At 45.2% G+C, this 13,584-nt stretch carries 11 protein-coding genes; 8 read left to right on the plus strand and 3 right to left on the minus strand.

Going from position 1 to position 13,584, the window contains the following annotated elements; all coding sequences use genetic code 11:
- Nucleotides 1-48 precede the first annotated feature (48 nt).
- From uvrC to porW, 3 genes are all read right to left on the minus strand, one after another.
- A complete protein-coding gene (uvrC, locus tag IRJ16_RS18915; RefSeq protein WP_194113210.1) occupies nucleotides 49-1,851 on the minus strand; it encodes an excinuclease ABC subunit UvrC in 1,803 nt (600 codons plus the stop codon).
- A 149-nt stretch (nucleotides 1,852-2,000) separates the two neighbouring features.
- On the minus strand, nucleotides 2,001-4,229 hold the full coding sequence (locus IRJ16_RS18920) for a transglycosylase domain-containing protein (protein WP_194113211.1): 2,229 nt from the start codon (nucleotides 4,227-4,229) through the stop codon (nucleotides 2,001-2,003).
- Between the two features lie 3 nt (nucleotides 4,230-4,232).
- Nucleotides 4,233-7,289: a type IX secretion system periplasmic lipoprotein PorW/SprE gene (porW, locus tag IRJ16_RS18925; RefSeq protein ID WP_194113212.1), complete on the minus strand. Its 3,057-nt coding sequence runs from the start codon at nucleotides 7,287-7,289 to the stop codon at nucleotides 4,233-4,235.
- Nucleotides 7,290-7,467: 178 nt separating this feature from the next.
- Here porW and IRJ16_RS18930 point away from each other — a divergent pair, with 178 nt between their 5' ends.
- The 8 genes from IRJ16_RS18930 (at nucleotide 7,468) to atpG (ending at nucleotide 13,381) form a co-directional block, all read left to right on the plus strand.
- On the plus strand, nucleotides 7,468-7,689 hold the full coding sequence (locus tag IRJ16_RS18930; RefSeq protein ID WP_194113213.1) for an AtpZ/AtpI family protein: 222 nt from the start codon (nucleotides 7,468-7,470) through the stop codon (nucleotides 7,687-7,689).
- Nucleotides 7,686-8,066: a hypothetical protein gene (locus IRJ16_RS18935; RefSeq protein ID WP_194113214.1), complete on the plus strand. Its 381-nt coding sequence runs from the start codon at nucleotides 7,686-7,688 to the stop codon at nucleotides 8,064-8,066. Before IRJ16_RS18930 ends, IRJ16_RS18935 begins: the two co-directional genes overlap by 4 nt.
- A gap of 14 nt (nucleotides 8,067-8,080) precedes the next feature.
- Nucleotides 8,081-9,160, plus strand: a complete 1,080-nt coding sequence (gene atpB, locus IRJ16_RS18940) for a F0F1 ATP synthase subunit A (RefSeq protein WP_194113215.1) — start codon at nucleotides 8,081-8,083, stop codon at nucleotides 9,158-9,160.
- 45 nt (nucleotides 9,161-9,205) lie between these two features.
- A complete protein-coding gene (gene atpE / locus IRJ16_RS18945; RefSeq protein WP_194113216.1) occupies nucleotides 9,206-9,412 on the plus strand; it encodes an ATP synthase F0 subunit C in 207 nt (68 codons plus the stop codon).
- Between the two features lie 90 nt (nucleotides 9,413-9,502).
- Nucleotides 9,503-10,012, plus strand: coding sequence for a F0F1 ATP synthase subunit B (gene atpF, locus IRJ16_RS18950; protein ID WP_194113217.1), 510 nt, complete (start codon nucleotides 9,503-9,505; stop codon nucleotides 10,010-10,012).
- Nucleotides 10,013-10,114: 102 nt separating this feature from the next.
- Nucleotides 10,115-10,663, plus strand: a complete 549-nt coding sequence (gene atpH / locus IRJ16_RS18955) for an ATP synthase F1 subunit delta (protein ID WP_194113218.1) — start codon at nucleotides 10,115-10,117, stop codon at nucleotides 10,661-10,663.
- Between the two features lie 29 nt (nucleotides 10,664-10,692).
- Complete coding sequence (gene atpA, locus IRJ16_RS18960; protein ID WP_194113219.1) at nucleotides 10,693-12,267, plus strand: F0F1 ATP synthase subunit alpha; 1,575 nt, start codon at nucleotides 10,693-10,695, stop codon at nucleotides 12,265-12,267.
- Nucleotides 12,268-12,466: 199 nt separating this feature from the next.
- Nucleotides 12,467-13,381 (plus strand): ATP synthase F1 subunit gamma, encoded by a 915-nt coding sequence (atpG, locus tag IRJ16_RS18965; protein ID WP_194113220.1) that lies wholly within the window; start codon nucleotides 12,467-12,469, stop codon nucleotides 13,379-13,381.
- Nucleotides 13,382-13,584 lie beyond the last annotated feature (203 nt).

Raw genomic sequence — 13,584 nt, forward strand, 5'->3', positions numbered from 1 at the left:
TGATCGGCCGACGATGTCCTCAAAAAATTCGGATGGCTGGGACTATAATTATTGAGCCGCCTGAGCAAAATACTCTTTTACGGTCTTTGTCTGCTTTAGCGTCAATACTTCCATCAATTCTTCCTCGGTAGCCTCTTTGATCTTACGTACCGAACGGAAATGTTTCAGCAGTTTATCGGCTGTCACTTTACCAATACCGGGAATGATGTGTAACTCGGTAACCAACGTAGCTTTGTCGCGTTTTTTACGGTGGGCGGTGATACCGAAACGGTGGGCCTCGTCGCGCAGTTGCTGGATGATCTTTAACGTTTCCGACCTTTTATCCAAATAAAGCGGATACTGATCGCCTGGGTAGAATAATTCTTCCAGCCTTTTGGCAATACCGATCACGGTTACTTGCGATTCGATACCCAGCAACCTTAAACTCTTCAGAGCAGACGATAACTGCCCTTTACCGCCGTCGATAATGATCAGCTGGGGTAATTCTGTTCCCTCATCCAACATGCGCCTGTAGCGGCGGAAAACGGCCTCTTCCATGGTGGCAAAGTCGTTCGGGCCTTCTACTGTTTTCACGTTAAAAAATCGGTAATCTTTTTTAGATGCCTTGCCATCCTTGAAAACCACAATGGCAGATACTGGGTGCTTGCCCTGAAAGTTAGAGTTATCAAAACACTCGATGTGGCGCGGCTGCCTGTTCATGCGCAGGTCCTTCATCATCACATTCATCAGGCGGTCTACCCGTACATCAGGGTTTAGCTTTTCGTACTGATCTATACGTTCGGTCTTAAAGAAGATCACATTTTTAGTTGACAGGTCCAGCAGTTTTTTCTTTTCGCCTAATTTGGGTACGGTGAATTTAATGCGCGGGTCATCCAATTCGATATCGAAGGGAACAACGATCTCTTTCGATTGGCTATTGAACCTCGTGCGGAACTCAGATATCGCGAAGCTCAATAACTCGTCGTCGCTCTCATCCAGTTTCTTTTTCAATTCGATGGTCTGCGTTTGGGTGATCGTGCCGTTCATCACCTTTAGGAAGTTGACAAAAGCATACTTCTCTTCGGACGCGATGCTGAACACATCCACATCCGTGATAGAGGAGTTAACCACGGTCGACTTACTTTGGTAATTCTCCAACACATCGAACTTACGCTTCAACCTATGCGCCAATTCAAAATCGAGATTGGCCACGGCCGCTTCTATCTCGGCCTTTAATCCGCGCACTACGGCACCGGTCTTGCCGTTAAGGATGTCAGTTATTTCTTCGAGGTTATGGTCATAATCCTCCTCGGACTGATAATTCTGACAAGGACCTTTACAGTTGCCCAACTGATATTCCAGGCAAACTTTAAACTTGCCTGCATCGATGTTGGCCCTTGTAAGCGGCAGGTTACAGGTACGCAGGGCGTAGGTTTCGCGGATCAGATCTAAAATGGTATGCATCATGCCAACCGAGCCATAAGGCCCTAAGTATTTAGACCCGTCCCGAATGATCTTGCGGGTCCAAAAGATCCGCGGGAAATTCTCGTTCTTGATGATGATCCAGGGGTAGGTCTTATCATCTTTTAAGTTGATGTTATAGCGCGGCTGATGCTTTTTGATCAGGCTGTTCTCCAGCAACCAGGCATCTATCTCGGTATCAACAATAGTAAAAGTGATATTGCGGATCTTGGACACCAGCACACGTGTTTTGCCGCTTTGCTGTATATCCTTATTAAAATAGGATCCCACACGGTTGCGCAGGTCCTTTGCTTTACCAATATAGATCAGCTCGTTATTGCTGTCCCAATATTGGTAAACCCCCGGCTTATGCGGTATTTTTTTTAATTCTTCTCTGTAGTCGAATGCCATAGCCCCCTAACCCCCTAAAGGGGGAACAAGTTTAAGCTTTTTATAAACAATTAACCACCGCCTTTTGAGCGGTGGCCTATTTTTAACTCTTTTTGGACTCTTTGTCTATCATCTTTCGGACTTCCGGTCTTCCCGTCTTTCGGACTTCCCTAAAATCCTAACTTCTTTTCAGCTGCCGCCGGTGCTTGCTGATCTTGGTTGTACAGGCCGCAATCGGTTACGATATCTACATTGGGTGGTTTCACAAAGTCCACGTTCTTTTTAATACCCAGCTTATCGTTAGCGTAAACCTTTTGCATGTAGTAAGCAAATACAGGCAGGGCCGAATTCGCGCCTTCACCTTGTTTCAAGTCCCTAAAGTGAATGTCCCTGTCCTCGAAACCTGTCCACACGCCGGTAACCAATTGCGGCGTAAAACCTATGAACCAACCGTCGGAGTTATCGTTAGTGGTACCTGTTTTACCGCCTATGGGTGCGGTCACTTTATACTTTCCTCTCAAACGCCAGCCCGTGCCTTCATCTATAACACCTTTCAGCATGTAATTCATTACGTAGGCGCTCTGCGGGTTCAGTACTTGTTTTACGGCGCCGTGGTGCGTGTAAAGTACGTTGCCGTTTTTATCCTCTATCCTTAACAAATAATTAGGCTGGTTCCATAGGCCACCGTTGGCAAAAATGGTGTAGGCGCCGGTCATATCAAACACACTGGCATCAAATGCGCCAAGGCAGATAGAAGGCACTTCGGGTATATTAGGCACACCTGCTTTTTCTATCAGTTCTTTAACGGGCAGTGGTGTAACTATCTTCATCAAGGCGGCAGTGATCCAGTTTTGTGAGTTAGCCAGGGCTCTGCGCAATGTAAGCCTGCCCGCAATAGTTCCGCTGGATCTTGGTGCCCATGGCGCGCTGCCGGGGGTGTAAATAGTATCTGGCACGTTATCGAACTCATTACAAGGCGAAAACCCACCCTGCTCTATAGCCACGGCATACGTAAACGGTTTTGCGGTAGAACCTACCTGCCTTTTACCTTTGCGTACCTGATCGTATTTAAAATGTTCGAAATTGATACCGCCCACCCAAGCTTTGATGTAACCAGTTGTGGGGTCCATACTCATCATGGCATTGCGGAGCAGCATTTTAGTGTAAATGATCGAGTCGATAGGCTTCATCACTGTATCTATCTTGCCTTTCCAGCTGAACAATTCTAACGTATCCGGCGTGTTAAAATTCTCGCGGATCTCATCCGCCGACTTGCCCTGCAATTCCAGCCATTTATAACGGTCGGAGCGGAACATGCCTGTCTGTAATAACTTTTTAAGATTAGGGAAACGCTTATATAAGTTAGCACCTTTAATGGAAGAATTAAACTCGGCCTGTAGTGCTTTTATAGCGGTGGCCTGAGCTTCCTCGGCATATTGTTGCATGTCGGCATTAACCGTAGTGTATATCTTTAATCCGTCACGGTCCAGATCGTAAGGTGTACCGTCCGATTTAAAGATCTGTTTATCTACCAATATCTTTTGGATATCACTCTTGATAGCATCCCTAAAATAAGGTGCCAAACCTTCGTTATGGTCTATCCGGTGAAATTTTAGGCCCATCGGTTTTTCTTTGAAAGAATTAGCCTGATCTTCGCCCAGATAGTTTGCATCAGCCATGAGTTGCAACACAATGTTACGGCGCCTTAAAGCATTATCAGGATGCCTTATCGGCGAGAATATGCCCGGGCCATTAACCATCCCGACCAGAAGCGCTGCCTGATCCGGCGTCAGCTTATCGGGAGTAGTGCTAAAGTAGGTGCGCGCGGCCGATTTGATGCCATAGGTATTGTAAGCGCCAAAATCAACCGTGTTAAAATACATGGTGATGATCTCTTCCTTAGTATAATTGCGCTCGAGCTTGACTGCCGTGATCCATTCTTTTAGTTTTTGGATAACACGCGGCGTATGGTCGTCTTTTTTAGTGATCCAGTTCTTGGCCAGCTGTTGGGTAATGGTACTACCGCCCTGGCGCTTCACTAAGTTTTTGATCAGGATGGTGAACATCCGCTGAAAATCGATACCTGAGTGATCGTAAAAACGTTTATCCTCGGTAGCTACCAGCGCGTGTATCACATTATCACCTAATTGTTTATAGGTTACTGGCGAACGGTTCTCTAAGTAATAGCTGCCCAATGGGGTTTTACCATCGTCGGATAATACCTCGGATGCCAGGTTGCTTTTTGGATTGGCCAGTTCATCGAAAGAGCGGATCTTTCCAAAAAGACCAAGACCAACGGCCGATATAATGAGCAGGAATATAACGAAACCGCCGATCACGATCTTCCAGATCATGCGGTTATATCTTCGGATATCTTGTTGTGATAATTTGATGATCATGTATCAATAGTTGTTTTGATAGAACTCTACGTATTGGTCTAACGTTTTTTTGTCGGCTAATTTATCCAGATTTTCTTTGGTAATGATAAAAAAGCTGTATTTGTTGGCAGGTACCTTCATAATATCGCTCATTAGTGGGATAATAGCCCGGGCGTAATTTTTAACGGTATTTAGCGAAGTAAAACGGCCCACATAGATCAATTGATTATCCCCCCCGGCATTCTTTAATTGGTGCGATATGTCAAGATTGGTATAATTTGCCCTGTTGTACTGCCCAACCCCAAAGCGCGACGAAGCCAGATTGGCTGTGCCCGTAGCCACATTCACCACAAAATAATAGTTGGTACTATCCTTTAACGAGTAAATACTATTCACCACCGGAGGTGCGACAACAGGCGGGGTAACCACCGTTGGCTTATTAACGGCCGGCGGCGGGATAGCGGTCACGATCGGGTTCTGTTGCACGGTGTCCTGATTGGTAACAGGCGGAGCAATCACGTTTGCAACCTCTTCTTTTTTCACGCTGTCGGTTTTAATGACAGATGACGGCACGTTTTTTACGACGGCATCTTTTTTAATGCTATCCTTTTTAACAGGCGGCGTTACTACAGGCTTTGCCGCTACTTTTGTCAAACTGTCCTTAGCGGCAGGTTTGGCGGCAATAGCTTCTTGCTTAGGTTTTTCGGCCGGCGGCTTGGTGACAGGTGGCGGCGTTAACACTGGCTTTTGAACAGCCGGCGTTGGTAACGGTTGCTGTGTAATGGCCGGCTGCTGTTGAACCACCGGTGCCGGGATAAATTGCTTGGACGTAGGGTCGCTATCGATCAGCGCGAACTCCTGCAAACGCATCTTATCCTGATTGGCATCCAAATAGATCATATGCTGCGCGATGAGCGGCGTGATCAGCAGGTCGTTCGGGTATTTTGTGGCGATGTTTTGCAGATCGGCCCTGAACGGATCATATTTGACCTGGTGGCCGTTGGCAATGGCACGTAAATATAATAGCTGGGCTGACAGTTTATTTTCTGGATAAACACTGAGCATGCTATCGGCACTTGCCATCACCGCGGTGTATTTACGGTTAATGTATTTATCATAGACCTGATCGTACAGTCCGTTCAACTCCGCGTCTTTGTCCTCTAACTTTTTGCTGTAGTCGGGGTCTAAAATAACCCGCGCGTACAGGCTGGTAGGGAAGGTGCCAAGCAACAGGTCTTTATAGCGCTGCGACTTTACCGGATCGATATCGCTATACAAACGGTACAGGTTATAATATACCGCTGCCTTGTTAGGGTCGTTAGGGTAGCGGGTCAGCAAGGTTTCGTAAGCTAATATCGCTTCCCTTTTATCGGCCAAAATATCACGGTAAAAATTGGCAATGTCGGTATAGGCATTGTACACCTTAATATTAGACACCTCCAATTGCTGAGTGGTCAGCGGCAACTCTGCGATGAGTTTTTGGCGATAGTTGTTTGCCTCAATCTCATCGGCCGAATTACCCGGCGGCTGGCTAACCTGAGCGGTATTGGTGCCGTTGGTCGGCGGTGCACCAACGTCGCCACCGGCACGTTGACTGCGGCGCCAATTATCTTCTAATTTACGGTTGCCCCAAACGCGCCTAAAATCATTGATACCCTGACTGACCGAACGCGCGTTATCAAAATAGAAATTACTTTTGCCGCCCTGCGCTAACACCGGTTGGGGGGCTGCACGGTTGGCTCCCGGATTGAATGGGTCGCTTGATGGATCGGCGGCGGCCGCTTTTTTTAAGGCAGCCACATGTTCTTTAGTAAACTCCTCGATGCGGGTAGTACGGGTCGAGTCGCTCAGTTTGGCAAGGCTTTGTAGCGTATCTTCCCTGCCGATCACCTGCAGCCTGTCGGCCAGAACCTGCAGGTTCTCACTTTTCTTTTTGATCTGGATGTAGTTTGGATAGTTATGCGACAGATAGGTCAGCGTGCTATCGTAATACATTTTGGCGGTAATATAATCACCTCTGTTCTTAAAGTTAAGTTCGGCCAGGCGCAGGTAGGAGAGGCCCTTTTGGTTTTGATTTTGTACCGTATTGCGGATAGATAATTGCAGGTTCTTCACCGCGTTATCCAGATCGTTCTCGGCTAACTGCATCAGCGCCATCTGGTAATAGATCTGATCTTTAAATTCTTCGTTCTTATCATCGCGCAGCAAACGGCGTAAACGCTCCATCCGCGAGATATTACGGCTGGCCTGGGCATCCTCAATGCGGATGCGGTTCAGGTCGGCATTAAAAGCCATCTCAAATGAGGCATTGCTTTTTACCACCTTGCTGTAATTAAGGTAAGCATCCTTGGGGTTGTTGTTCAACTCCTGCAATTGGGCCAGGATAAATGTCCAGCGCAGGGTTTGGTTACGCGTGTTGGCATACTGGACGGCCAGCTTGCAATTAGCTTCGGCCTGGGCATATTCTTGCGTGTTGATGTAGAACTGCGTAGCCGTAGCGTAAACATCGGCCGTGATCTTCTTTTTAGGATTAACGTTGGCCATGGCCGAATCGATAGCTGTTTTAGCCTGCGGCACCATATTAAGATACAGCAACGAACGCGCCATCCAAACACGTGCTTCCTGCACTACGTCTTTCTCTTTTTTGCCTTTAAAAGCCAGGGTAACGTATTTAAAGTATTCCACCGCATTAAAGTAACGGCCATAAAGGTGACTGGCCTTACCCAGCACCAGGTTAGCATCGCCTATATATTTACTTTGGTCTTTCTCGCTAATGATAGTGTTGGCGCGCACCAGTGCGGCATCCAGCTCTTTGTCGGTAGCGGTACCGTGTGTGATGGTATCCTGATATACGCTTAGGATGTTATCGTAAGCATCAATATAACTCAACTCGTAAGCTTCCTGCTTTTGCGCCAATATCTCGCGGGCGTTGAACAGGATGTTATACTTAGCAGTCACATTTTGCATTACGCGGTTAAAACCGGTCTTCTCTTGCATGGCACAGCCTGCAATGATCAATACCAGCGCAAAGAGCGATAGTTGTATTTGCCTTGAAACGGATAATTTATATAAGTGCCTCAATTGGTGCTGTTTATTTATCTGATCCCGAATTATTTACCTTCGATAACAATTTGCGGCAAAGATCCTTTGTTAAACGGTATTTGCAACGGTTAATTTTATAACCGCCACCGTTTATTTGCAGGCTCAGATCAAACGCTAATTTACTAAACAATATAGATAGGAATCAATAAATTTGCAGATGGCTAAAAATGAAGGTAATGACCTTGGCGGGGGCGCACGCAACTATGTCAAGTTCACGGGGATAGCGTTCCAGATGATCATTATTATTGGTGTGATGACCTTTGCGGGCTATAAAATAGATGAGTCGGCCAGGCACGATCCTATGTGGGTGACCGCTATTATGTCGCTTGCAGGTGTATTAATATCATTATATCTTATTATCAGATCTCTTAAAAATTGATCCGCTTTATCATATCCTTTCTAATATTCACGGCTATTGTGGCCGTGGCTCCGCTGGTTTTAATGCAGACGGGTTACGCATTGTGGATACACCCGTTATTCTGGAAGATGTTCGTGTTTTTTGGGATCGTTACTTTTGTGGTATCGCAAAGTGTGCTTTTGGCGCAGCAAAGGGATAGCAAAACAGGGGTACAAGTATTTTTAGCGGCTACGGTTGTAAAGTTGTTAGCGTGCATGACATTTGCCCTGATATATGCCTTAAATAAGCCTGAAAGCCGTTTGCCATTTATCGGCGGATTTTTTTATTTATATTTCGTCTACACGGCCTTTGAAATTTATAGCTTATTATCTAACTTGCGCGACCAAATCAAACGGTAAAAAACATTAATTAAATGGATTTTAGGCACATTTTGAAAATAAAAAAAGTAACCCTAAGCACGTTTTTAGGCGTTTTTTTCACTTTGCTAACGGTACAAAGTTTCGCTAAGCAAGAGGAAAAACCCGCAGAACACGCTGAAAACGCAGAAACGGAGGCCTTCAATCCTACTGTTGCGATCTTGGAGCACATTGGCGATTCGCATTACTGGCATGTTGGTGGCAGTACCTCTATCCCGTTGCCGATCATCTTGTTTACAGACAAGGGTACCGAGTTTTTTTCGAGCAGCAATTTCCACCACGGAACCGAAGCTCACGAGGGTAAATACTACACCTACAAACTGATCGAAGACAAGATCAAAGTTGTTAACGCGGCCGGTGAGTTAGATAAAGAAGCATCCAAACATGTTTATGATTTCTCTATCACTAAAAACGTATTAGCGATATGGATAGGCGGTATTTTATTGCTGATAATATTCTTAAGTGTAGCATCAGCTTACAAAAAACGCGAAGGCAAAGCGCCTAAAGGTTTCCAGTCTTTAATAGAGCCGGTGATCTTATTTGTTCGTGATGAGATAGCCCGCCCTAATATCGGTTACCGCTACGCACGTTATATGCCTGTATTGTTGACCATTTTCTTCTTTATCTGGATCAACAACATGTTAGGTCTTATCCCTATTTTCCCGGGTGGTGCTAACGTTACCGGTAATATCCTGTTCACGTTTATGTTATCTACAGCGGTATTGCTTATCGTTAACTTTAGTGCTAACAAGTACTACTGGAAACACATCTTTATGCCTGATGTACCACTGTGGTTATATCCTATCATGATCCCTGTAGAGCTGATCGGTATCATTTCAAAGCCATTTGCATTGATGATCCGTTTGTATGCTAACATCTCTGCAGGTCACATTATCGTACTAAGCTTAATATCGTTGATCTTCATATTTAAATCCCTGTTCCTTGCACCTGTTTCGGTAGCGTTCGTATTATTTATGGACGTGCTGGAGTTACTGGTCGCTTTTTTACAGGCGTTTATTTTTACCATGCTTACCGCTTTGTTTATCGGTACCGCGGTAGAGGAGCATCACCATTAATTTGTAAATAACTATATATTATATTTAACTTTTAAATTCAAAACAATGACTGGAAGTATTGCTGCATTAGGTGCAGGTTTAGCAGTTATCGGTGCTGGTATCGGTATCGGTCAGATCGGTGGTAAAGCCATGGAAGGTATATCACGTCAGCCAGAAGCTGCTTCAAAAATTCAAACTGCCATGATCATCGCTGCAGCCCTTGTAGAAGGTGTTGCTTTATTCGGTGTGGTAGTTGCACTATTAGGCAAGTAATTGCCGCTTATAAAGCATGGTACGGTTGCGGTTGGCGCTGGCCATGCTTTATTAAAATTTTGAACTTAACGTTTTAGAACTTAAAATATAATGGAAGAATTATTTGATGGTTTATTGAACGACCATTTAGGTTTTGTGGTTTGGTCTACAGTGGCTTTTATTATCTTGCTGGTATTGCTTGGTAAATTTGCCTGGAAACCTATCATGGCTGCCATCGGCGAGCGTGAGCGTTTCATTGAGGACGCTTTACTGAAGGCCGAAGCTGCTAAGCAAGAGATGGCTTTATTAACTGCCGAGAATGAGTCGTTAATGAAACAAGCCCGTGCCGAGCGCGACCTGATCTTAGCTGAAGCTAAAAAACTGAAAGACCAGATCGTTAACGAAGCTAAGGACATCGCTAACAAAGAAGGTGCCCGTATGATAGAGAACGCCCGTTTAGAGATCAACAACCAAAAAGCAATTGCTTTGGCTGATGTGAAGAACCAGGTAGCTACCCTATCTATCGAGATAGCCGAAAAGATATTACGCAAGCAATTAGAGGACGCCCACAAGCAAGACGAATTGGTTGCCGATCTATTAAAAGAAGTGAAACTGAAGTAATTGCGAAATGCGAAAGTTCAAATGCGAATAAGTTTCGTGTTTGACGCTTAGCGGTTCATTTATCAATTCGAATTTGACATTTCGAATTTCGAAATTAAAACTATGTCTGAATTAACAGTAGCGACCAGGTACGCCAAATCATTGATCGATCTTGCACAGGAGCAAAAAGCGCTTGAGCCGGTGAAAGCTGATATGGAACTTTTTGTAAATACACTTAAAGCAAGTACAGAGCTTCAGGCGGTATTGCGTAACCCTATCGTTGCCCATGGCAAAAAGAAAAGCATCCTGCATGCGATCTTTGGCGAGAAGGTAAGCAAAGTAACGATATCGTTCTTTGATATCATGGTGAGCAAAGCCCGTGCAGAGATATTATATCCTACCGCGCTGGAGTTTGTTAGCCAGTACAACTTTATCAATAAGATCATTAACGCTAAAGTGGTATCAGCATCGCCTTTATCGGCTGCTAACCTGGAGGTGATCAAGGCTGAAGTTGCTCGAATCACAGGTGGATCGGTGGCTTTACAAAGCAAGGTTGATCCAAATCTGATCGGTGGTTTTGTACTTACCGTTGGCGACCGCCAGATAGATACCAGCGTAGCTACCGGTTTGAACGCGATCAAAAAAGAATTTGCCCAAAGGGTAACAAAATAAATTAAAACTGACTTTAAAATAAATTAAAAATGGTAGAGGTTAGACCAGACGAAGTATCGGCAATTTTGCGTCAGCAACTGTCGGGCTTTCAGTCAGCAACTCAGTTAGAGGAAGTAGGTACTGTACTGCAAGTGGGTGATGGTATTGCCCGTGTTTACGGCCTTACTAAAGTACAATCAGGTGAGCTGGTTGAATTTGATAACAGTTTACAAGGTATCGTATTGAACCTTGAAGAAGATAACGTAGGTGTTGTATTGTTAGGCCCGTCAGACGGTGTAAAAGAAGGTGATACCGTTAAACGTACCAACAAGATCGCGTCTATCAAAGTAGGCGAAGGTATGTTGGGCCGTGTGGTTAACACACTGGGCGAACCTATCGACGGTAAAGGACCTATCGTTGGCGAAACTTACGAGATGCCTTTAGAGCGTAAAGCTCCGGGTGTTATCTATCGCCAGCCGGTTACCGAGCCTTTACAGACCGGTATCAAAGCGATCGACGCGATGATCCCTATCGGCCGTGGCCAGCGTGAGTTGGTTATTGGTGACCGTCAAACAGGTAAAACTGCGGTTTGTATCGATACCATCATCAACCAAAAAGAATTTTACAATGCAGGCCAGCCTGTAATTTGTATATATGTTGCTTGCGGTCAAAAAGCTTCTACAGTAGCGAACATCGTTCGTACTTTAGAGGAGAACGGCGCTATGGCTTACTCTATCGTAGTAGCCGCTAACGCGTCTGACCCTGCACCGACCCAGTTCTTCGCGCCATTTGCGGGTGCTGCCATTGGCGAGTACTTCCGTGATACAGGTCGCCCGGCATTGATCGTTTATGATGATCTTTCTAAACAAGCGGTAGCTTACCGTGAGGTTTCTTTGTTATTACGTCGTCCACCGGGCCGTGAGGCTTATCCTGGTGACGTGTTTTACCTGCACAGCCGTTTATTAGAGCGTGCCGCTAAGATCAACAGCAATGATAATATCGCGCAAGCGATGAACGACCTGCCTGAGTCTATCAAGCACTTAGTAAAAGGTGGTGGTTCATTAACCGCATTGCCTATCATCGAGACACAAGCTGGTGACGTATCTGCATACATTCCAACTAACGTTATCTCGATCACCGATGGTCAGATCTTCTTGGAGTCTAACCTGTTCAACGCGGGTGTTCGTCCGGCTATTAACGTAGGTATCTCGGTATCACGTGTAGGTGGTAACGCGCAGATCAAATCAATGAAGAAAGTAGCAGGTACCTTAAAATTGGATCAGGCTCAATACCGCGAGTTAGAGGCTTTCTCTAAATTCGGTTCTGACCTTGACGCTTCTACCAAGAGCGTTATTGACAAAGGTGCACGTAACGTAGAGATCCTGAAACAAGGTCAATTCTCGCCGGTAACTGTAGAGAAACAAGTTGCTATCGTTTACATCGGCACTAAAAACCTGATGCGTAGCGTACCGGTGAACAAGATCCGCCAATTCGAGGCAGAATATACTACCCAGTTAGAGCAACGCCACCCTGAAGTATTAGCAGGCTTAAAGGCAGGCAAACTGGACGATAGCATCACCAGCGTACTGGAGTCAGTAGCTAAGGAGTTGTCGGGTAAGTACTAATTGAAAGTCTAAAGTCTCAAGTCCAAAGTCGAAAGATGCGGACTTGAGATACTAAATAGTTCCAAGGTTAAAGTCTGAGGTTAATAGTCCGAAGTTAACAGTCCAAAGTCTAAAGTCCTAAGTCAAGAAATGACTTAAGACTTAGAACTCAAGACTTAAACTTAAGAATTAGAACTCAAGACTTAAGACTCAAAGAAGAATGGCTAATTTAAAAGAAGTAAGAAACAGGATATCGTCGGTAAGCTCTACGCAGCAGATCACCAAGGCCATGAAAATGGTTTCGGCTGCTAAGTTAAAGCGTGCCACCAATGCTATTGTAGCTTTGCGCCCTTATGCTACCAAGCTAAAGGAATTGTTGGCTAACCTATCGGCCAGTTTAGAGGATGGCGCATCGCCGTTCTTGCAAGATCGCGAGCCGGTACGTGTATTGGTTATTGTAGTAACATCGAACCGTGGTTTGGCCGGTGCTTTCAATACCAATGCTATCAAGACCGCTAACAACCTGATCGCTGATAAATACAGCAAGCAATTGGCTGCCGGAAACGTATCTATCGTATCTATCGGTAAAAAATCGCAGGAGTTTTATGAACGTCGTAAATACAACGTAATTGGAAACAATAACGATGTTTACAACGATCTAAACTTCCTTAACGTAGCCAAAATTACCGAGAGCGTGATGGAAGGATTCCTGAATGGACAGTACGATAGGGTAGAGCTGGTGTACAACCAATTCCGCAATGCCGCTGTACAGATCCTGACCAGCGAGCAATTACTGCCGGTACCAAAGGCTGAAGTTGACGAAGTTGTTAAAACAACCAAAATAGCCGAGACTAAAGGACCGGTTGTACAGGTTGATTACATCCTGGAGCCATCTAAAGAAGAGATCATTGACAAGTTGATCCCTAAGAACATCAAGACACAGGTTTACAAAGCCGTTCTGGACTCTTACGCGTCTGAGCACGGTGCCCGGATGACCGCGATGGACAAGGCGACCGAAAACGCAGGCGACCTGTTAAAAGCCCTTAAATTGGCCTATAACCAAGCCCGTCAGGCAGCCATCACTACCGAACTTACCGAGATCGTAAGTGGTGCCGCAGCTTTATCTGCAGGATAATATTAACAAGATCAATATGGAGAACGCCCCATCTGAAAAGATGGGGCGTTTTTTGTTTACTTCAATTTGTCATTGCTGTAAGGGTTAGGTAATTCAGCAATAGAATCAGGTGTGTTTATTTGTTGTTTAGGGCTGCCATGTCGATAGGTTTTTTACCATTGATACCTTGATGTGGCCTCTCCCAATTATAGTAAACGAGATAT

Source organism: Mucilaginibacter myungsuensis, from assembly GCF_015222005.1.
GTDB classification, from domain to species: domain Bacteria; phylum Bacteroidota; class Bacteroidia; order Sphingobacteriales; family Sphingobacteriaceae; genus Mucilaginibacter; species Mucilaginibacter myungsuensis.